This is a genomic window from Streptomyces puniciscabiei, assembly GCF_006715785.1.
In the GTDB taxonomy this organism is placed as follows: domain Bacteria; phylum Actinomycetota; class Actinomycetes; order Streptomycetales; family Streptomycetaceae; genus Streptomyces; species Streptomyces puniciscabiei.
The window spans coordinates 2,022,677-2,044,160 of record NZ_VFNX01000001.1; the positions used below are offsets into that span (position 1 = coordinate 2,022,677).

24 protein-coding genes are annotated in these 21,484 nt (G+C 70.7%); 9 read left to right on the top strand and 15 right to left on the bottom strand.

Features of this window, described 5'->3' with window-relative positions; genetic code table 11:
- The first annotated feature begins 61 nt into the window (after positions 1-61).
- From FB563_RS08995 to FB563_RS09005, 3 genes are read left to right on the top strand one after another with little or no spacing between them, the layout of a single operon-like run.
- Positions 62-586: a PadR family transcriptional regulator gene (locus FB563_RS08995; protein WP_055704790.1), complete on the top strand. Its 525-nt coding sequence runs from the start codon at positions 62-64 to the stop codon at positions 584-586.
- On the top strand, positions 583-1,272 hold the full coding sequence (locus tag FB563_RS09000) for an ABC transporter ATP-binding protein (protein WP_055704789.1): 690 nt from the start codon (positions 583-585) through the stop codon (positions 1,270-1,272). Before FB563_RS08995 ends, FB563_RS09000 begins: the two co-directional genes overlap by 4 nt.
- Positions 1,269-3,611 (top strand): ABC transporter permease, encoded by a 2,343-nt coding sequence (locus FB563_RS09005; RefSeq protein ID WP_055704788.1) that lies wholly within the window; start codon positions 1,269-1,271, stop codon positions 3,609-3,611. Before FB563_RS09000 ends, FB563_RS09005 begins: the two co-directional genes overlap by 4 nt.
- Before the next feature lie 116 nt (positions 3,612-3,727).
- Here the strand turns inward: FB563_RS09005 and FB563_RS09010 are convergent, their stop codons facing one another.
- Complete coding sequence (locus tag FB563_RS09010; RefSeq protein WP_055704787.1) at positions 3,728-4,666, bottom strand: LysR substrate-binding domain-containing protein; 939 nt, start codon at positions 4,664-4,666, stop codon at positions 3,728-3,730.
- Positions 4,667-4,804: 138 nt separating this feature from the next.
- On the opposite strand from FB563_RS09010, the gene FB563_RS09015 reads away from it, so the two are divergent.
- The 3 genes from FB563_RS09015 (at position 4,805) to FB563_RS09025 (ending at position 6,465) form a co-directional block, all read left to right on the top strand.
- Entirely contained in the window at positions 4,805-5,359 is a 555-nt protein-coding gene (locus FB563_RS09015) for a peroxiredoxin (protein ID WP_055704786.1), read from the top strand.
- A gap of 3 nt (positions 5,360-5,362) precedes the next feature.
- Positions 5,363-5,896, top strand: coding sequence for an alkyl hydroperoxide reductase (locus tag FB563_RS09020; protein WP_055704785.1), 534 nt, complete (start codon positions 5,363-5,365; stop codon positions 5,894-5,896).
- A 116-nt stretch (positions 5,897-6,012) separates the two neighbouring features.
- Complete coding sequence (locus FB563_RS09025) at positions 6,013-6,465, top strand: hypothetical protein (RefSeq protein ID WP_142218577.1); 453 nt, start codon at positions 6,013-6,015, stop codon at positions 6,463-6,465.
- Between the two features lie 23 nt (positions 6,466-6,488).
- Here the strand turns inward: FB563_RS09025 and FB563_RS09030 are convergent, their stop codons facing one another.
- The 5 genes from FB563_RS09030 to FB563_RS09050 form a co-directional block, all read right to left on the bottom strand.
- A complete protein-coding gene (locus tag FB563_RS09030) occupies positions 6,489-7,829 on the bottom strand; it encodes an AI-2E family transporter (RefSeq protein WP_142218578.1) in 1,341 nt (446 codons plus the stop codon).
- A 151-nt stretch (positions 7,830-7,980) separates the two neighbouring features.
- Positions 7,981-8,676, bottom strand: coding sequence for an aggregation-promoting factor C-terminal-like domain-containing protein (locus tag FB563_RS09035; RefSeq protein WP_234357757.1), 696 nt, complete (start codon positions 8,674-8,676; stop codon positions 7,981-7,983).
- 400 nt (positions 8,677-9,076) lie between these two features.
- The gene (gene phoH2, locus FB563_RS09040) at positions 9,077-10,402 is read right to left on the bottom strand and encodes an RNA 5'-3' helicase PhoH2 (protein ID WP_055706300.1); all 1,326 of its coding nucleotides are present in this window, start codon (positions 10,400-10,402) and stop codon (positions 9,077-9,079) included.
- Positions 10,403-10,750: 348 nt separating this feature from the next.
- Entirely contained in the window at positions 10,751-11,524 is a 774-nt protein-coding gene (locus FB563_RS09045) for an isoprenyl transferase (RefSeq protein ID WP_055706301.1), read from the bottom strand.
- 782 nt (positions 11,525-12,306) lie between these two features.
- A complete protein-coding gene (locus tag FB563_RS09050) occupies positions 12,307-13,089 on the bottom strand; it encodes a methyltransferase domain-containing protein (RefSeq protein ID WP_167528476.1) in 783 nt (260 codons plus the stop codon).
- Positions 13,090-13,142: 53 nt separating this feature from the next.
- On the opposite strand from FB563_RS09050, the gene FB563_RS09055 reads away from it, so the two are divergent.
- A complete protein-coding gene (locus FB563_RS09055) occupies positions 13,143-13,640 on the top strand; it encodes a DinB family protein (RefSeq protein WP_055706303.1) in 498 nt (165 codons plus the stop codon).
- Positions 13,641-13,665: 25 nt separating this feature from the next.
- Here FB563_RS09055 and FB563_RS09060 read toward each other — a convergent pair whose 3' ends face one another.
- Both FB563_RS09060 and FB563_RS09065 read right to left on the bottom strand, forming a co-directional pair.
- Complete coding sequence (locus FB563_RS09060; RefSeq protein WP_055706304.1) at positions 13,666-14,172, bottom strand: GNAT family N-acetyltransferase; 507 nt, start codon at positions 14,170-14,172, stop codon at positions 13,666-13,668.
- Positions 14,173-14,219: 47 nt separating this feature from the next.
- Entirely contained in the window at positions 14,220-15,128 is a 909-nt protein-coding gene (locus FB563_RS09065) for an LLM class flavin-dependent oxidoreductase (protein WP_267888647.1), read from the bottom strand.
- Positions 15,129-15,188: 60 nt separating this feature from the next.
- Here FB563_RS09065 and FB563_RS09070 point away from each other — a divergent pair, with 60 nt between their 5' ends.
- Positions 15,189-15,563: a DUF192 domain-containing protein gene (locus FB563_RS09070; protein ID WP_142218579.1), complete on the top strand. Its 375-nt coding sequence runs from the start codon at positions 15,189-15,191 to the stop codon at positions 15,561-15,563.
- A 151-nt stretch (positions 15,564-15,714) separates the two neighbouring features.
- Positions 15,715-16,137 carry a DUF3224 domain-containing protein gene (locus FB563_RS09075; RefSeq protein WP_055710005.1) on the top strand — a complete coding sequence of 141 codons (423 nt, stop codon included), beginning with the start codon at positions 15,715-15,717 and terminating at the stop codon, positions 16,135-16,137.
- 136 nt (positions 16,138-16,273) lie between these two features.
- Here the strand turns inward: FB563_RS09075 and FB563_RS09080 are convergent, their stop codons facing one another.
- The 7 genes from FB563_RS09080 to FB563_RS09110 all read right to left on the bottom strand — a co-directional run bounded on the left by FB563_RS09080 (position 16,274) and on the right by FB563_RS09110 (position 21,484).
- Positions 16,274-16,888, bottom strand: a complete 615-nt coding sequence (locus FB563_RS09080; protein WP_055710006.1) for an OmpA family protein — start codon at positions 16,886-16,888, stop codon at positions 16,274-16,276.
- 7 nt (positions 16,889-16,895) lie between these two features.
- Positions 16,896-17,480 (bottom strand): hypothetical protein, encoded by a 585-nt coding sequence (locus FB563_RS09085; protein ID WP_055710007.1) that lies wholly within the window; start codon positions 17,478-17,480, stop codon positions 16,896-16,898.
- 16 nt (positions 17,481-17,496) lie between these two features.
- Positions 17,497-18,093, bottom strand: a complete 597-nt coding sequence (locus tag FB563_RS09090) for a pilus assembly protein TadG-related protein (RefSeq protein ID WP_079049102.1) — start codon at positions 18,091-18,093, stop codon at positions 17,497-17,499.
- Positions 18,090-18,287, bottom strand: a complete 198-nt coding sequence (locus FB563_RS09095) for a Flp family type IVb pilin (RefSeq protein WP_055710009.1) — start codon at positions 18,285-18,287, stop codon at positions 18,090-18,092. The genes FB563_RS09090 and FB563_RS09095 overlap by 4 nt, the downstream gene beginning before the upstream one ends.
- Positions 18,288-18,385: 98 nt before the next feature.
- The gene (locus FB563_RS09100) at positions 18,386-19,141 is read right to left on the bottom strand and encodes a response regulator (protein WP_142218580.1); all 756 of its coding nucleotides are present in this window, start codon (positions 19,139-19,141) and stop codon (positions 18,386-18,388) included.
- An 11-nt stretch (positions 19,142-19,152) separates the two neighbouring features.
- Positions 19,153-20,589, bottom strand: a complete 1,437-nt coding sequence (locus tag FB563_RS09105; protein ID WP_079049143.1) for a sensor histidine kinase — start codon at positions 20,587-20,589, stop codon at positions 19,153-19,155.
- A 7-nt stretch (positions 20,590-20,596) separates the two neighbouring features.
- On the bottom strand, positions 20,597-21,484 hold the full coding sequence (locus FB563_RS09110) for a DUF5936 domain-containing protein (RefSeq protein WP_055710511.1): 888 nt from the start codon (positions 21,482-21,484) through the stop codon (positions 20,597-20,599).

Consider the following 21,484-nt stretch of genomic DNA (forward strand, 5'->3'; position numbering starts at 1 on the left):
GCCATGATCTACACACTGCGCGTATACATGCGACGTATACACCGTGTGTAGAGTGCGGTGCATGTCCATCGGTCACACTCTCCTGGGACTCCTGGAGTCCGGCCCGCGGCACGGTTACGACCTGAAGCGGGCCTTCGACGAGAAGTTCGGTCACGACCGGCCGCTGCACTACGGCCAGGTCTACTCCACGATGTCCCGACTGCTGAAGCACGGCCTCGTGGAGGTCGACGGGATCGAGGCGGGCGACGGCCCGGAGCGCAAGCGGTACGCCATCACCGGCGCCGGCATCACGGACGTCGAGCGCTGGCTCGGCACCCCGGAGAAGCCGGAGGAGTATCTGCAGTCGACCCTGTACAACAAGGTCGTCCTCGCCCTCCTCACCCACCGCGACGCCTCCGTCATCCTCGACACCCAGCGCGCCGAGCACCTGCGCAGCATGCGGATCCTGACCGACCGCAAGCGCAAGGGCGACCTCGCGGACCAGCTGATCTGCGACCACGCGCTGTTCCACCTGGAGGCCGACCTGCGCTGGCTGGAGCTGACCGCCGCGCGCCTCGACAAGCTCCGTGAGGCGGTGGCCAAGTGACTCCTCCCCCCGGCTCCCTGCTCGCCGCCGAGAACCTGCACAAGGCCTACGGTCCCACGGTCGCGCTCGACGGCGCCGAGTTCTCCATCCACCCCGGCGAGGTCGTCGCCGTGATGGGCCCCTCCGGCTCCGGCAAGTCGACGCTGCTGCACTGCCTCGCCGGCATCGTGCCGCCCGACTCCGGCTCCATCGTCTACAACGGCCGCGAACTGGCCGGCCTGAGCGACGCCGAGCGCAGCGCGCTGCGCCGGTCGGAGTTCGGTTTCGTCTTCCAGTTCGGCCAGTTGGTGCCCGAGCTGACGTGTGTGGAGAACGTGGCACTGCCGCTCCGGCTGAACGGCACCTCCCGCAAGCAGGCCGAGAAGGCCGCGCTCACCTGGATGGAACGCCTGGAGGTGGACGACCTCGGGGGCAAGCGGCCCGGCGAGGTCTCCGGCGGCCAGGGACAGCGCGTCGCGGTGGCGCGGGCCCTGGTCACCGGGCCCCGGGTGGTCTTCGCGGACGAGCCGACCGGCGCGCTCGACTCCCTCAACGGCGAGCGCGTGATGGAGCTGCTGACCGACGCGGCCCGCACCACCAACGCGGCCGTCGTGCTGGTCACGCACGAGCCCCGGGTGGCCGCCTACTCCGACCGCGAGATCGTCGTACGCGACGGGAAGTCCCGCGACATGGAGCGGGCCATATGAACGCCCGGCAATGGTGCCGAGACCTGGGAATGGGCGTGCGGTTCGCGTTCACCGGCGGGCGCGAGGGCTGGGTGCGGATGCTGCTGACCGCGGTCGGTGTCGGCCTCGGCGTGGCGCTGCTGCTGCTGACGACCGCGCTCCCGAACGCGATCGCGGTGCGGCACGACCGCGACCAGGCGCGCCTGGACTACACCTACGGCCCGCACCGGCCGAAGGCCGCGAACACGCTGGTGATCTCCGACGCCGACTCGACGTACCACGGCACGGACGTCCGCGGCCGGCTGGTGGAACCGGAGGGGCCGCGGGCACCGGTCGCGCCGGGCCTGACGGCGTATCCGGCGCCGGGTGACATGGTCGTCTCCCCCGCGCTGAAGAAGCTGCTCGGCTCCGCCGACGGCAAGCTGCTGCGCGAGCGGCTGCCGTACCGGATCGTCGGGACCATCGCCGAGCCCGGGCTGATCGGCTCGCACGAACTCGCCTACTACGCCGGCGCGAAGGACCTGGCCTCGCACATCAACAACTGGCGGACCGCCCGGATCGACCACTTCGGGCCCCCGCAGGCATCCCCGGCGGAAAAGGCCGACCCGGTGCTGATCCTGCTGGCGCTCGTCGTCTTCGCGGTGCTGCTGATGCCGGTCGCCGTGTTCATCGCCACCGCCGTACGGTTCGGCGGCGAGCGGCGCGACCGCAGGCTGGCCGCGCTGCGGCTGGTCGGCTCCGACAGCCGGATGACCCGGCGGATCGCGGCCGGGGAGGCACTCGCCGGATCGCTGGTCGGACTGGTCTTCGGCACCGTCTTCTTCCTGCTCGGCCGGCAGCTCGCGGCCTCGGTCGAGATCATGGACGTCAGCGTGTTCCCCAGCTATCTCAACCCCTCCCCGGCGCTGGCCGCCCTGGTCGCGGTCGCCGTCCCGGCGGCGGCGGTCCTGGTCACGCTGTTCGCGCTGCGCGGAGTGGTCATCGAGCCGCTGGGCGTGGTCCGTACGGCCAAGCCCGCGCGCCGCCGGCTGTGGTGGCGGCTGCTGCTGCCGGTCGGCGGACTGGCGTGCCTCGCGCCGATGATCGGCCAGGGCCGGAGCAACGGCACCTTCAACGAGTACCTGGTGATCGGCGGCGTCCTGCTGCTGCTCGTCGGCGTGACCGCGCTGCTGCCGTGGGTCGTCGAGGCGGTCGTGGCCCGGCTCGGGCGCGGCGGGGTGGCCTGGCAACTGGCCGTACGGCGGCTGCAGTTGAGCAGTGGCTCGGCGGCGCGCATGGTGAACGGCATCGCGGTCGCGGTGGCCGGTGCGATCGCGCTGCAGATGCTGTTCGCGGGCGTGCAGGGCGACTACACCAAGTCCACCGGCAAGGACACCGCCAGCGTTCAGATGCAGGTCAACCTGTCACGGGGCGTCCCCTTCGTGCCGGCCGCCGGCAAGTTCGCGGCGACCAAGGGGGTACGGGAGGCCACCGCGCTCGGCAGCACCGAACTGGGCGACCGGCCCTGGCGCCGGAATGCCGGTCCGGACAACACGGTGGGCCTCACCGTCGGCACCTGCGCCTCCCTGCGCAAGGTGGCCGCGCTGACCTCCTGCCGCGACGGGGACGTCTTCGTCGCGAAGGGCGGGGACGAGGACTCCGAGGTGGACACCTACGCCCGGCCGGGCCGCACGCTCCACGTCAACACGAGCGACGGCCTGGGCGACGGCCCGGACGTCGTCTGGACCGTGCCGCACGGGCTGAAGCAGGCCCGCGCGATCACCGGGCCGAACGGCACCAAGGACAGCGGGGTGCTGATGACGCCGGCGGCGCTGACCGGCCGGATGAGCAGCGCGCTGACCGGAGGGGTGTACCTCAGGCTCGACGAGTCGGTGCCGGACGTGCACGAGTACGTCCGCAACACGGCGGCGCGGATCGACCCGCTCGCGGACGCGATGGTGTGGTCGTCGACCGAGCAGTCGAACAAGTTCACCTCCATCCGCACCGGTACGTTCGTCGGCGCGGTCTGTGTGCTGGCGCTGATCGGCATGAGCCTGCTGGTCTCCCAGCTGGAGCAGTTGCGCGAGCGCCGCAAGCTGCTGTCCTCGCTGGTCGCCTTCGGCACCCGGCGGCGCACCCTGAGCATGTCGGTGCTGTGGCAGACGGCGATCCCCATCGCCCTGGGCCTGCTGCTCGCCTCGGCCGTGGGCCTGACGCTGGGCGGTGTGCTGCTGAAGATGGTGGGCGCGACGGTGAGCGTGGACTGGCCGGGCGTGCTGTCGATGACGGCGGTGGGCGCGGCGGTCGTCGTGGCCGTGACCTTGCTGAGCCTGCCGCCGCTGGTGCGGTTGATGCGGCCGGAGGGATTGCGTACCGAGTAGCTGAGCGCCCCGAAGGGGCGCGGGGCTGTGTCGATATGCGGCTCCGCCGCGTGGGCGCGAGAAACCACGACGCGGCCGCAGACGCTCGACCGCGTGGCGCGGCTCTTCGGCTGGCGCTACGCCAGCACCCGTACCGGCAACGAACCCAACGCCCCCCGCAGAGCCACGGCCAGCTCCTCGTACTCCGCGGAGCGCGCCGCCCCCGCCCGCATCGCGAAGGCGACCCGGCGGCTCGGGGCCGGGTCGGCGAAGGAGCCGGTGAGCAGCTGGCTGCTGCGCGCGGTCTCCAGCTTCAGGGCCGTACGGGGCAGCAGCGTGCAGCCGAGGCCGCCGGCGACCAGCTGGACCAGCGTCGACAGCCCGGCGGCGGTGGTCGTGACCGGGGCGTCCTCGCGGCCCGCCTCCCGGCAGATGTCGAGCGCCTGGTCCCGCAGGCAGTGGCCCTCGTCCAGGAGCAGCAGGTTCAGCTCCTTGAGCGCCGCGCGCGGGATGCCCTCGCGGCCGCCGAGCCAGTGGTCGAGCGGGGTGACGAGCACGAAGTCCTCGTCGAACAGCGGGAGTTCGACGACTCCGGGCACGCCGAGCGGGACGGCGAGCAACAGCAGGTCGAGGCGGCCGGAGCCCAGGCCGTCGATCAGGCTGGCGGTCTGCTCCTCGTGCACCTGGAGGTCGAGGTGCGGATAGCGCTCGTGGACCAGCCGCAGCACGGTCGGCAGGAGGTACGGCGCGACCGTGGGGATCACCCCGAGGCGCAGGACGCCCGTGAACGGCGCACGCACCGCCTCGGCCTCCTCCAGCAGCGCCCCGACCGCGTCCAGCACCGCCTTCGTCCGTACGGCGAGGCGCTCACCGGCGGGCGAGAGCAGCACCTTGCGCGTCGTACGCTCGAGGAGGGTCACCCCGAGGGTCTCCTCCAGCGCCGAGACCGCGCCGGACAGGGCGGGCTGGCTCATCCCGATGGCGGCCGCCGCGTCCCGGAAGTGCAGATGCTCGGCGACGGCGGCGAAGGCACGCAGCTGTGCGAGGCTCGGCTGCCTCCGCTTGCCGTTACTCATAGTCACTGATAACTACCTCCGATCAACATGACCGAGTGTAGCTATTTCACTAATCAATGCAGCCTGTGCCACCATCGACACAGTCCAACCCATGGGAAACGCCCCCAAAAGGGGTGTTCCTCGCTGCAAGGAGAGCGTGTGCTCACTGTCGGTGACAAGTTCCCCGAGTTCGAACTGACCGCCTGCGTCTCGCTGGAGAAGGGCAAGGAGTTCGAGCAGATCCACCACAAGTCCTACGAGGGCAAGTGGCTGGTCGTCTTCGCGTGGCCGAAGGACTTCACCTTCGTCTGCCCGACCGAGATCGCCGCGTTCGGGAAGCTGAACGACGAGTTCGCCGACCGCGACGCCCAGATCCTCGGCTTCTCCGGTGACTCCGAGTTCGTCCACCACGCCTGGCGCAAGGACCACCCGGACCTGACCGACCTGCCGTTCCCGATGATGGCCGACTCCAAGCACGAGCTGATGCGCGACCTGGGCATCGAGGGCGAGGACGGCTTCGCGCAGCGCGCCGTCTTCATCGTCGACCCGAACCGCGAGATCCAGTTCACGATGGTCACCGCCGGTTCCGTGGGCCGTAACCCCAAGGAGGTCCTGCGGGTCCTGGACGCCCTGCAGACCGACGAGCTGTGCCCGTGCAACTGGACCAAGGGTGAGGACACCCTGGACCCGGTCGCGCTGCTGGCCGGTGAGTGACCCATGTCGCTCGACTCGCTGAAGTCCCGCGTGCCGGACTACGCCAAGGACCTGAAGCTCAACCTGGGCTCGGTCATCGGCAACTCCGACCTCCCGGCGCAGCAGCTGTGGGGCACGGTGCTGGCGACCGCCATCGCCTCCCGTTCCCCGATCGTGCTGCGTGAGCTGGAGCCGGAGGCGAAGGCGAACCTCTCGCCGGAGGCGTACCAGGCCGCCAAGTCGGCCGCCGCGATCATGGCGATGAACAACGTCTTCTACCGGACGCGGCACCTGCTGTCCGACCACGAGTACGGCACCCTGCGCGCGGGCCTGCGGATGAACGTCATCGGCAACCCGGGCGTGGAGAAGGTCGACTTCGAGCTGTGGTCGTTCGCGGTCTCCGCGATCAACGGCTGCGGTATGTGCCTGGACTCGCACGAGCAGGTGCTGCGCAAGGCGGGCGTGGAGCGCGAGGTCGTCCAGGAGGCGTTCAAGATCGCCTCGGTGATCCAGGCGGTCGGCGTCACCCTCGAGGCCGAGGCCGTACTGGCCGAGTAGCCCGACCCGGCGCATCGCGACGGCCCCCTGCCCATCCGCTGGGCAGGGGGCCGTCGTCCGTCTTCTGAGTATCCGTACTCAGGTCCTGCGGCCGCCGGTTGCGGAAGGCTGCGGGAATGGACACTCCCCGCGCGGAACCAGGATCCGTGCTCCCGCGCCTGCTGGGCGCGGCCGCCACCGGAGCGCTGCTGGCCACCGGCGCCGACCGCTACCTCTCCTGGGCCATCCACCGCAACGACCTCGAGTGCGAGACGGTGGACACCCTCTGCTTCACCTGGTGGGGTCTGACGGCCGTCCCCCTCGTCCTCACCGTCTCCGCGATCGTCCTGAGCGTCGTCTACAAGCGGCTGGACATCCGGCCGCGGCTCGCCATCGTCCCGCCGACGGTGCTGCTGGGGGTAATTCCCCTCTCGGCCGCCCAGGTGCTGCACGGCCGGCCTGCCGTCGCCCTCACCGGCGGGGCGTGGGCATGCTCCCTCGCCCTCGCCGCGTGGCAACGCCACCGCGTGCCGGCGTTCGTGGCCTGCACCGCCCTGCTGCTCGCCGCCCTGACCGTCCTCTACGGATGAACACGCGCGCGGCGGCGGTCCGTCTAGGCGTCCGGGCTCTCGTCCGCGGCGGCCGGGGCCGGCTCTCCGGCGGTCTCGTCCACCGGTGCGACCCCGGCCTTCTGCCGCTGCAGCTCCTCCGAGTACTGCCGCAGATACCCCACGACTGTGTTGGCCACCGCCACCAGCGGTACGGCCACCACCGCGCCGCCGATGCCGGCCACCATGCCGCCGGCGGCGACCGTGAGGACGACCGCGAGCGGGTGGACGCGGACCGCGCGGCCCAGGATGAACGGCTGCAGGACGTGGCCCTCGATCTGCTGGACCGCGAGGACGACGATCAGGGTCATGACGGCCGTGAAGACGCCCTGGGTGACCAGCGCCACGATCACCGCGAGCGCGCCGGAGGCGACCGCGCCGACGAGCGGGATGAAGGAGAACAGGAAGATGAAGACGGCCAGCGGTACGGCCATCGGCACGTTGAGGAAGTAGATGCCGAAACCGATGAAGATCGCGTCTATCAGGGCGACCAGGACCGTGCCGCGCACATAGGCGGTCAGGGTGCGCCAGGCACGCGGGCCGGCGCCGGCCACGCCCGGACGGGCCGCGGCGGGCACCAGCTTCAGGAACCACTCCCAGATGCGCTTGCCGTCGTAGAGCAGGAACAGCGTCGAGAAGAACACCAGCAGGATGCTGGTGAGGGTCTCGATGACAACCTGGACGCCCTGCAGGCCGGCGGACGTTATCTGGTCGGCGTTGGCGCCGATCGCCTCGCGGAGGTTCTTGGCGATCTGGTTGATCTGCTTGTCGGTGACGTGCAACGGGCTCTTCAGCAGCCAGTTGCGCAGGTCGTCGATGCCGTGCTGGATCTGGTTGGAGAGCGTGTCGATGTTCTCCACGACCTGCCAGGTCACGAACCAGCCCATCAGCCCTATCACGACGAACCCGCTGATCGCGGTGAGCGCGGTGGCAGGGCCGCGCGGCACTCCGCGGCGGGTGAGCCGGGCGACCGTCGGCTGCAGCAGCGCGGTGACGAGCAGGGCGATGACGAAGGCGAACACCACGAGCTGCACGGCGCTGATGACCTTCATCAGCACCCAGACCGTGCCGGCGAGGACCAGCAGCCGCCAGCCGGCCTCGGCCGCGACCCGCACACCCCAGGGCACGGCCTCGGCGGGGTCGGGACGGGGGCCGGCCGCCGGCGTGGGCCGGCGGGCGGGCGGTACGGGAATCGGGTCGGGGCCCGGGGCGGCGGGTTCGGGCGGGGTGTCCGCGGAGGCCGCGGCGTCCTCGCGCGCCACCTCCGCACGGCGCTCGTCCAGGCGCTCGCTCATCTCGGTGAGACCGGCACCGAGCTTGCCGAGCCACCCTGGCACTCGCGACATGATCCGTCCTCTTCCCCCGCGTCCCCGCGTGCTCGCCACCTCTCCTCCCCCTGGAGGCGTTCGGCTACGACCGTACAGGGCGAAAGCCCCTCACCTGAGGACGGGGAGGGGCTGCGCGAGGTTGAGTACGACCGGTGCGGACCGGGCTGGTCTAGTACCAGTGGTTGGCCGCCCAGAACGACCAGGCCTGGCAGGGGCTGCCGTACCGGCTGTTCATGTAGTTGAGGCCCCACTTGATCTGGGTCGCCGGGTTCGTCTGCCAGTCGGCGCCGGCGGAGGCGTACTTGCCGGCGGGCAGGGCCTGGAAGAGGCCGTAGGCACCGGAGGAGGCGTTCGTCGCCTGGTAGTTCCAGCTGGACTCGTGGTCCACGATGTTGCTGAAGCACTGGAACTGGTCGGACGCCACCATCTGACGCGCCATCGCCTGGATCTGCGCGACGGTGTAGCTGCTCTGGACCGGGAAGCTGGAGGAGTCGCGGGCGCTGTCGCGGCTGGCCGCGGACTTGGCCTCGGCGCGCGCCTTGGCCTCCTTGGCCGCCTGCTCGGCCGCCGCCTTCTTCGCGATGGCGGTCTCGGCGGCTGCCTTGCGGGCCGCCTCCTCGGCGTCCTTCTTGGCGCTCGCGTCCGCGGCGATGGCCTGGGCGTCGGCCTGCTGCGTCAGGGACGCGGACTGTACCTGGGCCTGCTGGCCCGCGGGTATGTCCGCGAGGAGCGTGGTGTCGGCGGCCGTCGGCTCGGCGTCGTTGTTCTGCGCGACGCTGCCCGAGGCAACTCCGACGACGCTTCCGACGGCGGTGACCGCGGTGGCCGAGGCCACTGCGAATCCCCGGACCGAAATCCGGCTCACACGGTTTCCTTCCAGCATCGCCCGCTTCGGTGACCCTGGCGGACGCAATCGTGCCCCTGACACTGGCCTCCCAACTGCGGGGTCACGGGAGGCACGGGCCCGGTGGGCAACTCCCCCTCCGGGGAGCGCCGCGTGGTGCTCGGGCGGCATACGACGAACTCTATGGAGTTGGTGGTGCTTCTGTGGTGCTGTACCGCTGGGGGTACAGGTGTGTCGTATGCGGGGCCTGACAGGACTGAGACTCTGCCGTAACCGGACGCCGGGAGGCAATTCTGCGTTGAGTGTGAAAGCTCACATCCCGTTTGGCCCCGGGGATTTCCGGAAAGCTCCACACGCCGAGGCGCCGCCCGGCTAGGCTCTTGGCCTTTGCCGGACGGCGCCAACTGCCGTACGGGTGCGGTCAGATGTGACCGTCCTCCAGCATTTCGGTCACAAGCGCCGCAATCTGGGACCTCTCGGACCGGGTCAGCGTGACATGGGCGAAAAGCGGATGCCCCTTGAGCTTCTCGACGACGGCGACCACCCCGTCGTAGCGTCCCACGCGCAGATTGTCCCTTTGTGCCACGTCATGGGTGAGAACGACCCGTGAATTCGCGCCGATTCGGGACAGAACGGTGAGCAGCACATTCCGTTCGAGCGACTGCGCCTCGTCCACGATCACGAACGCGTCGTGCAGCGAGCGGCCGCGGATGTGGGTGAGCGGGAGCACCTCCAGCATCCCGCGCGCGGTGACCTCCTCGATGACCTCGCGGCTGGTGACCGCCGACAGCGTGTCGAAGACGGCCTGCGCCCACGGGCTCATCTTCTCCGCCTCGGTGCCGGGCAGATAGCCCAACTCCTGCCCGCCGACCGCGTACAGCGGCCGGAACACCATCACCTTCTGGTGCTGACGGCGCTCCAGGACCGCCTCCAGGCCCGCGCACAGCGCCAGCGCCGACTTGCCGGTGCCGGCCCGGCCGCCCATCGAGACGATGCCGACGTCCGGGTCGAGCAGCAGGTCGAGGGCGATCCGCTGCTCGGCACTGCGGCCCTTGATGCCGAACGCCTCACGGTCGCCGCGCACCAGACGGACATTGCCCTCGGCGGTGACCCGGCCGAGCGCCTTGCCGCGCTCGGAGTGAATGGTCAGCCCCGTGTGCACCGGCAGCTCGGTGACCTCGGGGACGTAGAGGTGCCCTTCCTCGAAGAGGATGTCCACCTGCTCGCCGGAGAGGGTCAGTTCGGACATTCCGGTCCAGCCGGAGTTCTCCGTGATGGCGAGCTCCGCGCGGTACTCCTCGGCGAGGAGACCGACGGAGGAGGCCTTGATCCTGAGCGGGAGGTCCTTCGACACGACGGTGACGTCGTACCCCTCGGCCTGCAGATTGCGGGCCACCGCGAGGATGCGGGAGTCGTTGTCCCCCAGGCGGTAGCCGGTGGGCAGCACGCTGGGGTCCGAGTGGTTGAGCTCGACACGGACGGTCCCGCCCAGGTCCCCGATGGGGATGGGGGCGTCGAGGCGACCGTTCTTCACCCGGTAGTCGTCCAGCAGGCGCAGGGCCTGGCGGGCGAAGTAGCCGAGTTCGGGATGGTGCCGCTTGGCCTCCAGCTCCGTGACCACCACGATGGGGAGCACGACCTCGTGCTCGTCGAAGCGGGTCAGGGCGTTCGGGTCGGCCAGCAGGACGCTGGTGTCGAGAACATAGGTGCGCCGGTCTGGCTTGTGGCGCTTTGTGCTGGTCACCACGGAAGGACGTACCCCCTCGGATGAGGTCGGGGAGCGACGAGGCTGAGCTGGACCGGTGTCTGGCCCCCGCGTACGGCGGGCCGTGAACCGGCCCTCCGCGGCTGCTTCCGTGCAGTGACCGCACGATCGGGCTGGTGCAAAGGGCCTCCCGGGCGGACGGCCCCGTGCCGCCCGCTGAGATCCGACACCCGTGGTTCGGGTGTCGACCTGACTGGCTTATGCCCTCGAACATGCACCGCCATGCAAAAGCGGCCAACGGCGTGCCGGTGAACTCCTTGTTAAGTCCGCCGGAACCGGGGTATACGAAGCGCCCCGCTGCCGTGGCGGCCAGCGGGGCGTCAGGCGAGTTCAGCCGCCGTAACGTCGGTGACGTGCGGCGTAGTCGCGCAGGGCGCGCAGGAAGTCGACCTTCCGGAAGGCGGGCCAGAAGACCTCGCAGAAGTAGTACTCGGAGTGCGCGGTCTGCCACAGCATGAATCCGGACAGCCTCTGCTCGCCGCTGGTGCGGATGACGAGGTCCGGGTCGGGCTGGTCGCCGGTGTAGAGGTGACGGCCGATCATGTCGACGTCGACGGACTCGGCGAGGTCCTCCATCGTCACGCCCTTGTCGCGGGCGTCGAGCAGCATGGCGCGCACGGCGTCGGCGATCTCCTGCCGGCCGCCGTAGCCGATGGCCACGTTGACGAGTATGCCGTCGATGTGGGCGGTGGCCTCCTCGGCCTCCTTCAGGGTGCGCTGCATGCCGCCCGGCAGCAGGTCCATCGTGCCGACGTGGTGCACGCGCCAGCGGCCGTCGGCGGCGAGCGTGCGGACGACGTCCTCGATGATGCCGAGCAGCGGGACGAGTTCCTCCTGCGGCCGGTCGAAGTTGTCCGTGGACAGCAGCCACAGGGTGACGACCTCGACGTCGGTCTCGGTGCACCAGCCGAGGAACTCCTCGATCTTTTCCGCACCGGCCCGGTGGCCGTGGACGGTGGTGGAGCCGGACGCCTTCGCCCAGCGGCGGTTGCCGTCCATGATGACGCCGATGTGCTTGGGCACCTGGGCGTGGTCCAGGTGGCCCTCCACCCGGCGTGCGTAGAGCCTGACGAGCAGGCTGCGCAGGTTGTCGCGCAGGTTCACGTGGCCCTCCGGGGGGTTGGCGGCGGGTTGGGGGTGCGGGAGTTGTTCGAGCCTACCCCCCCCTGGGGCCTTTGGTCCGGCCCGGGGTTTGGGGACGGGGGTTCGGGGGACGTGCGGTTTCGCCCTGTCCTGCCGCTGTGTGGGGGCTTGTCGCGGCCGCGCGGCGGCGCCGCGCGGGAGCCGCGTATGGAGCACAGCCCCGCGCCCCTTCGGGTGGGGACGCCGGACCGGTGCCGAGCGGTTCCCGGAGCCGCCGTCGAGGGTCCCGTCGCCCGGGGACGAAAAACGGGCCGGTCCGTGGGGGGGAGACGGACCGGCCCGAGGGGGGGTTTCCACCATAACCCTTCGTAAGGAATGGTGGGTGCATTGGCGGGACACAACTACTCTCCGGAATCATCCGGCGACGCCGTGGTGGGCGCGGAATGCTGGATTCAGGGGTGTCACATGGCCGGTTCACAGGGGAATCCCAGGGAAAACCGATCAGATGCGAAACGATTCGGAGAAATTCAGCCGATTTACGCCGTCTGGGCCCATGGCGGCGAGTCGCCCCCGGGTCCCCCCGACGGGCTACCCGGTCAGCGAACGGTGACTTGACGGTTCCGCTACGGCGGCGGGGGAGGATCCCTCGGTTTCACGGCACCGCGCAGCCCCCTCCACTGCGCGGTGCCACCCGCGCGGGTTTGCCGACGCGAATTACCTTGGTCTGAACTTATGTGGCAGATGAGGCTGACGTGAACCGCATCGGATAACGATGTGGAAACCGTTGGCAAACTCCGGGTGAATCAGCCGGGTTTACGGACGTCGAAGAGGTGCCGGGTGCTGTGCGCCACGAACGGCCCCTGCTTCTCGATCCGGTCATGCAGCGCCCGGAGCCGGGGCTCGTAGGCCTCCACCGTGAAGCCCGGCACCATCCACACCACCTTGCGCAGGAAGTGAACGACGGCGGCGATGTCATGGAACTCCATCCGCAGCCGCTCCGCCCGCAGCCCGGCCACCTCCAGGCCCGCCGCCTCCGCGTCGGCCCGCTCGCGCTCGGGGTCCCGGCCGGAGCGCACCTCCTGCGGCAGCGGCCCGAGGAAGTACTCCACCAGCTCGAAGACGCTGGCGGGCCCCACATGCTGGGCGAAGTACGTGCCACCCGGCCGCAGCACCCGGGCGATCTCGTCCCAGGACGGGCGCACCGGGTGCCGGCTGAGCACCAGGTCGAACGTCTCGTCGGCGAACGGCAGCGGCGCGTCGTCCGCGGCGGCGACGACCACCACCCCGCGCGGCCGCAGCAGCGCGGTGGCCCTGGCCACATTCGGCGGCCAGCCCTCCGTGGCGGCCGCCAGCACCGGCCGGGCGGGCTCCGCCCTGCCCAGCGCGAAGTCCAGCACCTCACCGCCGCCGGTCTGGATGTCCAGCACGGCCTCGGCCCGGGCCAGCCGCTCCCCCGCCGACACGGCGTACCCCCATGAGGGCCGCTCCTCACTGGCCCGCCCCTCGAACCAGGAGAAGTCCCATCCCTCGGTGGGGACGGCGGCACCCTCGGCCACGAGGTCCTCGAACGAGCGGTTCCCTGACATGCCCGCCATGATCGCAGGGTGACTACGGCGTGTGCCTGCTAATTTCCGCCCGCATGACGACTTACTCCGCCGGAGAGAAGCAGACCCTGCACGCGAGTCTGAACCGGCACCGCGACGCCGTGCTGTGGAAGCTGGACGGCCTGGACGACGAGCAGCTGCGCCGGCCGATGACACCGTCCGGAACCAATCTGCTGGGCCTGGTGAAACACCTGGCCAGCGTCGAGTACGGCTGGTTCGTGGAAACGTTCGGCGGCGAGCCCGAGCCGCTGTGGTTCGACCCGCACGACGACATGCGGGTCACCCCCGGAGAGACGACCGAGCGGATCGTCGCCTTCTACGGTCGCGCCCGCGCCGCCGCCGACGCCGTGATCACCGGGCTGCCGCTGGACGCCCAGGGCAGCCCGGCCTGGCGGGACATCACCGTCAGCCTGCGCTGGACCCTGGTCCACATGGTCGAGGAGACCGCCCGGCACGCCGGCCACATGGACATCCTGCGGGAGCTGATCGACGGCGCCACCGGCGACCACCCGCCCGCCGCCGACCGGCGCTAGCCGAGGAGCGGGGGCGAGGGCGCGGTCATGGGCTCTCGCTCCCTGCTCCGGTGAGGACGAGCAGCACGTGTTCGTCATCCCCGTGCCGGACCGTGCCGGCCCGCTCGAAGCCGCGTCTCTCCAGCAGTCGGACCGAGGCGGTGTTGCCGCCGAACGGGTCGGCGTACAGCGGCCGTACACGATCCAGCTCCAGGAAGAGGCCGAGCGCGCGGGTGCCGACGCCGCCGCCCCAGTACGGCCGCCCGAGCCAGTACCCGACGAACCGCCGCTCGCCCTCCGTCCAGGAGACGACGTGCCCGGCAACCTGATCCCCCACCGTGACGGTCCGCACCAGGCAGTCGGGATCACCCAGCACGCGCTTCCGCCAGTGCGTGAGGAAGGCCTCCCGCGGCCGGGGCGTGAATCTCGACCGGCGGACGGCTTCCGGGTCGTGCTCATAGGCGAGGAAGACGTACAGATCGTCGTCGGTGACGCCCCGCAGGCGCACTTCACGGTGCTCGCCGCTGTGCCGGCCACTGTGCTCGTCCGTCATGCCAGGCAGTGTGGCAGCCGCCACTGACAACGCCCCGCCACCTGCGGTCACGGCACCAGCGGCCGGACCTCCTCGGCGGCGAACCGAACGAACCCCTCCGGGTCGGGCTCGTCCCCGGTCGGCTGCAGCACGACGGTGTCGGCGCCGGCCTCGGCGAGCCGGCGTACCGCCGCGGCAACGGCGCCCGCGTCCCCCGCCACTCCCACGCCCGTGGCCGACTCCAGCCCCTCGTCGGACAGTTCGGCACGCAGCCGGGATTCGGCGCCGGGGCCCGTGGCGGCGAGCAGATAGACGACCACGGGGTGCTGCTCCCCACGCCCGGCCTCCTTCTGCCCCTCCTCGATGAGCTGCCGGGCCTGCCGTACGCCGTCCGGCGAGGTGGCGGAGGTGAGGACCGTACCGTCGGCCCTGGCGCCGGAGAGGCGGAGGGTGCGCGGCCCGGTGGCACCGGCGAGGACGGGCACCGCCCGCTGCGGCGGCCAGTCGAGCGCCACATCGTCGAGGGAGACGTACCGCCCCCGCACGGTGAGCCGCTCCCCGCCCAACAGGCGGCGCAGGGCGTCGAGATGCTCGCCGAGGAGCGTGAGGGGCGAGGCGGCGCGGGCCCCGACCTGCCCCATCCAGTCCTGCACCCCGTGCCCGACGACGACGGTCGCCCGCCCCGGGAACATCCGGTGCAGGGAGGCGACCTCCATGGCGGTGAGCGCCACGTTCCTCAGGGGCACGGGCAGCAGCCCGACGCCGACCCGAACCCGCTCGGTCCAGGCGAGTGCCGCGGCGGCGGTCGTCAATCCGCCCTCCCGGAAACAGTCCTCCCACAGCCACAGTTCTTCCAGCCCCACGTCGTCCGCCGTACGGGCCACGGCCCGCAGCCGCTCGGGCGGAAGCTGGGGGCGGAAGACGACACCGAGTCCAGTCATGGACTTCTTCCTAGTGGGGAGGAGGTGTGATGGCAACCGGCTTTCGCACTGGGAGAGTTGGCCGCACGTGGCGGATGTGGGAGGGGACGGGCGGATATGGGGCGACGCTGGCGGGACGGGTCCGGAAGGCTGATCGTGCCGGGAGACGGCGGAGGAAAAGACCCGGTCACCCTCCCCCTGGAGATCGCGGCCTCCTACCGGGCCCGGACGAGGGGTCTGCTGGGCCGGGACTCGGTCGCCGGGGCGATGCTGCTGTCACCGGCGAGCGGTGTGCACACCTTCGGCATGCGCATCCCGATCGACGTCGCCTACCTGGACCGCCGTCTGACCGTCCTCGCCGTCCGCACGATGAAGCCGGGCTGCCTGGGCCGACCCCGCCTGCGGGCGCGGCATGTGCTGGAGGCGGAGGCGGGGGTGATGGCGGCGTGGGGGCTGCAGGCGGGGGTGCGAGTGACGGTGGAGCTGGGATAGGGGCGTAGCCGGCCAAGAGGAAAACCACCTCGCCGACAGCCGTGACGCTCTCCGCGCCCTCAACCTGGAGACCGGGGCGGGGAAGGCAGACCACCTGCTGTGGCCGCCTGCGGACATCCCTGTTGTCAGTGGCGCGCCATAGCATCGCGGCATGAGAGCTTCAGGGACGTTCAAGGTCGAGGGGTTCACTCCGGCGGATGTGCGGCTGCCGGAGCCGGTGGTCGAGACGGCGGTGCCGGTCGGGGTGGCCACGATGTGGAAGCGGTACGAGGGTGAGGTCGCCGGGGTGTCGCAGACGCTGTTCACCGCGGCGTACGACCAGGCGAGCGGGACCGGCACGTATGTCGCCATGGAGTCCTTCGAGGGGACGCTGGGCGAGCTGAGCGGCTCCTTCAACTTCGCCCACTCGGCTACGACCCTCGGGGAGGGCAGAGAGGCCGAGTTCTTCGTGATCGTGCCGGGGAGCGGCACGGGGGCGCTGGCCGGGATCCGAGGGGCCGGTGGTCTGCGGATCGACACGGACGGCACCCATCGGATCTGGTTCGAGTACGAGCTGGGCGACGGCGGTTTCTAGCGGTCCGACGACCGCGACCGACGCGGAGATGGCTCGGCTGCACAGGGCGGCTCTGGCCAGGGAGTACGACCTGAGAGGCAGCGGGGCGGTTGCGCGCACGGCTGGGTCCGCGCTCCGCGTCCGCAATGGGCTCGTGTCAGTCCTTCGTACGCGGGAACGACACCTCCACCCGGCGGTTCTTCCTTCGGCCCTCCTCCGTGGAGTTGTCGGCGATCGGGTACTGCTCGCCGTAGCCCCGGACCTCGAAGGTGACGTTCGGGTCGTTCAGGTCCTGGTCCAGGACGGCCTGTACGGCGTTGGCGCGCTGCCTGGACAGGACGTCGCCGTGGGCGGACGAGCCGAGGTTGTCCGTGAAGCCGAAGACGCGGACCTGGGTCGCGTTCTGCTTCTTGATCTCCTCGGCGATGGTGGCGATGCGGGACTTCGCCTCGTCGCTGAGTTTCGCGCTGTCCTTGCTGAAGAGGACCTCGGCCTGGAGCGCGAACGTCACGTCGGCGTTGGTGTCCTCCCGCCGCTCGTCCCCGCTCTGGTCCTCCACGACCGACTTGATGTCCAGCACCTTGGGCGCGGCGAGAGTGGCGCCCTCCGGGAGCTTGAGGTCGGGATCGGTGGGGTCGATCTTCACCGGGGCGGCGGCGGAGGGCGCGGTGTCCGGGGGCTGACTGGGGTCCGTGCCGTCGGCCTGGGCCGGGGTGGCGGCGAGGAGGAGGGTGACGGCGGTGACGGTGAGGGCGAGACGGGTGGGGGTCACTTCGGCCTCACCCGGAGATCTTGATGGTGGCGGAGGAGAAGGTGGGCAGCTGGAACTCCACGTCAGTGGTGTTTGCGGGTGGGGCTGGGAACTGCATGAAGACAGCCAGGGTCTCGCCGGCCTTGAGTGTCGAGAAGCCGGTGGTTGTCAGCGGGCGGCCTTCGGTGTCCCGCAGCACGTAGTACCGCTTCTTGCCCTGCGCATCGACCAAGGTGGCCCCGCCCAGAGACCTGCCGTTCTTGATGATCTCGGTTTCGTTGCCGCTCAGGGCCGAGGGAATCGCAACGGTCTGGGCCCCGTCGTTTTTCAGGGCGCCGTTGATCGTGACGAAACCGCCCGTATCGCGCTGGGCCGAGGTGATCTGGAGCAGCAGGCCGTCCGAACCCTTCAACTCGGCAAGCGGCTGGTCCGACTGACCCTCCTGCGCGGTCGGGTTGGAGCCGCCTGTCCTGGAAGCGGACGCCGAGCTGCCCGGCTTCTTGTCGCCACCACCGCCGCTTCCACCGCAACCGGCCACACCGGCGGCCAGACCAGCCGCAACGACCAATGCGACCATCCCCCTGCGGGCCTTCGCAGTGAACCGAATGCTCATCGCTCCGCTTCCTTCGTCATTGATCGTTCGCTGGTGAGTCGGCCAGGTGGACGTCGAAGAGGTCATTGGGCTTGGGCAGTCCGGACGGATCATCCGGCTTCAGGTCCCACACCTTGTCCCGGCAGATGAGTTGGGGCAGATCATTGCCCTTGACGCCGGCATCGGGGGGTTTGCAGAGAGGTTCGATCACGGCCGTCGCGTGCGCGGTCGAATACACGTTCTCGGTGCCGGGCACGACGGAGTCGCCCACAGGCTTGTTCGTCTTGACCTCGACCGTGTAGCTCAGCGGTGGTTGGAAGTGGCACTGCGCCGTCGCGCCGTTCTGCTCTGCCAGTCGGTCGGCTCGCGAGCAGAAATCCACACCGCCGTCACCGGCGAAGATGGGCCCCCATTTGGCTGGGTCGCGTACGTCGTCCACCCACATGCCGGCGAGCTGGTCACGGGTCTTCTGAGCAGCCGCCAGAGCCGCCGCGTCCGCAGCGGTCTGCGCACCGCTGCGGTTCACCGTGGCCTGGCCGACCGCGAGGTAGGCCAACGCAAGAAAGAGCAGGCCTGCCACCACCGTGATGTAGATGGGGAAGGCCTGCCCGGCGTCGCTGCTCGGAAGGATCAGCCGCCGGTTACCTGAGCGATCTTGTTCGTGATCGCGTCGAAGATCGTCTGACCGATGCTCGTGCCCGTGATCGCCAGCACGATCGCCACCACCACCGCGATGATGCCCAGGTATTCCACCGCGGTCTGCCCCCTGTCGCTGCGAGCGGCTCGGGCCTGCAGATACGCGACGGTGGTGTTGAACCAGTTGTTCATGGTGGTCCCCTCCGGACTCGCCTCCGATCTCGGCAACGTACGACCCGGCGCTCCCGCCGCCCAAGGGCCCCAGGGCCCAACCGCGGACCCATTCCACCTCAGGCCACCCCCAACCACTTCGCCGCCGCCTGGGAGCGGGTGGTGGTCTGGAGCTTGGCGAAGATGCGGTTGATGTGGTTCTTGACCGTCTTCTCGGAGATGAAGCAGGCGGCGGCGATCTGCTGGTTGGTCATGCCGGACGCGATGAGGTCCATGATCTCCGCCTCCCTGGTACTCAGCCGGAAACTTGAACGGAATGACTGTCCCACGGTGGGTTGCAGTTGCGAAAGGCCTTTGATGGAGTTTTCCCCTAGGACGTCTGACTGTTGAGGTTCCGCGTGTGCAGGTGCACTTCCTCGCAACTCCGTCAGCAACGCCTTCGCCGCCCCCGGTGTCACATGCGGCCGGCCCTCCCGGACATCCCGTACCGCGCGCACCAGTTGCTCCGTCGTGAACTCGCCGTGGACCAGGTATCCCCCGGCCCCCAGCCGCAACGCCTCCCGCACGGTCTCCGTCTCGTGGCTGTAGGTGAGCATCATGACCGGCGCCAGCCGTACCAGGTGCGGCAACGCCGAGATTCCGTCGACCCCGGGCATGCGGACGTCGAGGAGGATGACGTCCGGCCGGTGTCGTACGGCCGCCTCGTACGCCTCGCGGCCGTCCGTCGCCTCCGCCACCACCGTGGTGTCCTCGCGGCCGGAGAGCAGTGCCGTCAGGCCCGCCCGGACCACGGGGTTGTCGTCGGCCACCAGCAGACGCAGCGGAGGGGGCGGCGGTGGCGTGGGGGCCTCCGGCCAGGGGTGGGTGTGCTGCATGGTGCCTCCTCTCAGGGGTTCCGGGATGCGGGGTCGGGGCCGCTCGGGGACGACAGGGACGACACGGGGAGTTCCACGCGCACCTCCGTGCCCCGTTCGTGGTCGCCCCTGCCGATGCGGATCCTCGCGCCCATCTGCGCCGCCCGCTCCACCATGCCGAGCAGGCCGAAGTGGCCGGCCTCGCGGAGCCGTTCGAGCGTGGTGCCGGGCGGGAGGCCGCGGCCGTCGTCGTGGATCGTCAGGCGCAGCAGGTTGCCGTGCACCTCCGCTCCCACCTCCACCCGGGTCGCGGACGCGTGGCGGTAGGCGTTCTCCAGCGCTTCCGTGGTGATGGCGAGGAGGTGCCGGGCCAGGGGGGCGGCCAGCGGGGGGAGACGGTTCGGGTCCAGGTCCGGGCAGGTGACCCGCAGGCCCGTGCGGGCCGTGAAGTCGTCGGCCGTCTCGGCAAGTTCGTGCCAGACCGTCGTGCCCCCGCCGTCGACGCCGCCCGCGTCCAGCCGGTCCGGCTGCTGTCGCCGCAGGTCCATGAGCAGTTCCCGCGACTCCGCCGCGGCCCTGCGCGCCGAGCGGGACACCAGTTCCGCCTGTTGCCGGATGCGGCCGGGGTCGGGGGCGTCGGCCGAGGCCGTGGCCGCCAGGCCGTCCGCGGCGAGGGCGACGCCGTACAGGGTCTTGGCCACGGAGTCGTGCATCTCGCGGGCCAGCCGGGCGCGTTCCGCGCTCACCGCCTCCGCCGCCGCGAGGCGCGCCTGGACCGTCGTCAGGGCGTGGGTCGCGGCGCCGAAGCGGAGCATCAGGTTGCGCAGTGTCGAGCCCATGGCACCGGCGATGACGCACAGGCCGGGAAGGAGGAGCGCTTCCGCCACCGGGGCGTGGCGGTCGGCCTTCAGGGTGGCGTGGACCAGCAGCAGGATCAGGGACTGGAGGGAGGCGAAGAACGCCGCGCCCCGCCAGCTGTAGACCAGGCCCGCCAGGAGGGGGGTGCAGACGCTGACGTAGGCGAGGGTGGTGTCCGGGCCCGCCGAGACGAGGAGGAACGAGCCGAAGAGGGTGTCGGCGGCCAGGAGGCTGGGGTGGCGCAGCAGGAGGGGGCCGAAGCGTTCCCAGTCGCGGAACAGGACGTACGACACCATGAAGGTGACGACCACCGCCGCGCCCACCAGGCGGGCGCCCAGGCCGGGGGCCGCGTGGAGCAGCGCGGCGGGGGCGGCCAGGGCGATCATGGCGAGGCGGAAACCGAAGACCTGCCGGCACATCGCCTGCAGCGCGCTGATCTGGATCTTCTCGGAGGGTTCGGGGGCGGGTGCGGTACGGGTCGTCGCCCTTCGGTGGCGCAGGAAGCGGCCCGTGGTGACCCTCGACCGCTCCCGGAGCCGGCCGAGGACCTCTCTCGCCCTGCCGCCGGAGAACGTCCCTCCCCCGCGCCCCGTCAGCCCCGTCACCGTCACGTCCGCCTCACTTCCCCGTCAGCGAGCCGAAGTCCACGCCGGAGCCGAGGATCAGGCCGGCGCCCAGCAACAGCATCGTGGCCGGGACCATGAAGGTGGTGATCATCAGCGTGGCCTTGGGCACCGCGCGGGCGGCCTTGCGGCGGGCGTTCTGCGCGTCGGTGCGGCGCATGTCCTTGGCGAGGGAGACGAGGGTGTCGACGATCGGTGCGCCCAGCTCCTCCCCCTGCTGCAGTGCCGTCACGAACATCGCGACCTGTTCGGAGTCGTTGCGCCGACGAAGCTCCGCGAAGGCCTGGCGGCGGCTCATGCCCAGGTCCATCTGGCGCAGCGTGATGCGCAGTTCGTCCGCCCAGGGACCCTCGTAGCGGGAAGCGACGCGGTCGAGGGCCTGGCGGAAGCCCAGCCCCGCGCTGACCACCACCGCCAGCACGTCCAGGAAGTCCGGCAGCGTGCGCTCGATGACGTCCTTGCGGACCCGGATCGCCGACCAGATGCCGACCTCCGTCCAGAACGCGCCGAAGAGCAACAGCAGCAGGGCCACGAACCACTGGCCCCGCAGCAGGAACACGAGGAATCCGACCGCGCCCAGCGCGCCGTACACCGCCCGCCGGGCCGCGTAGCGGTCGATGGTAAGGCCGCCGGGGTTGCCGGCGAGGTCGATCCTGCGGCGGTACTTGGCCACCAGGCGCGGGCCCATCAGGCGCAGCACGGCGGGGGCGTAGCGCATGCCCATCCGGTCGATGACCGAGCCGACCGCGCCGGTGCGGGTGGCGCCGACCTCCAGGGCCACCGCCAGGTCGCCGGGGAGTTTCGCGTCCGCCCGGTACATCCGGATGCCCGCGAAGGCACCCCAGACGCCGAGGCCCATCAGCAGGGCGAGCAGGAATCCGAT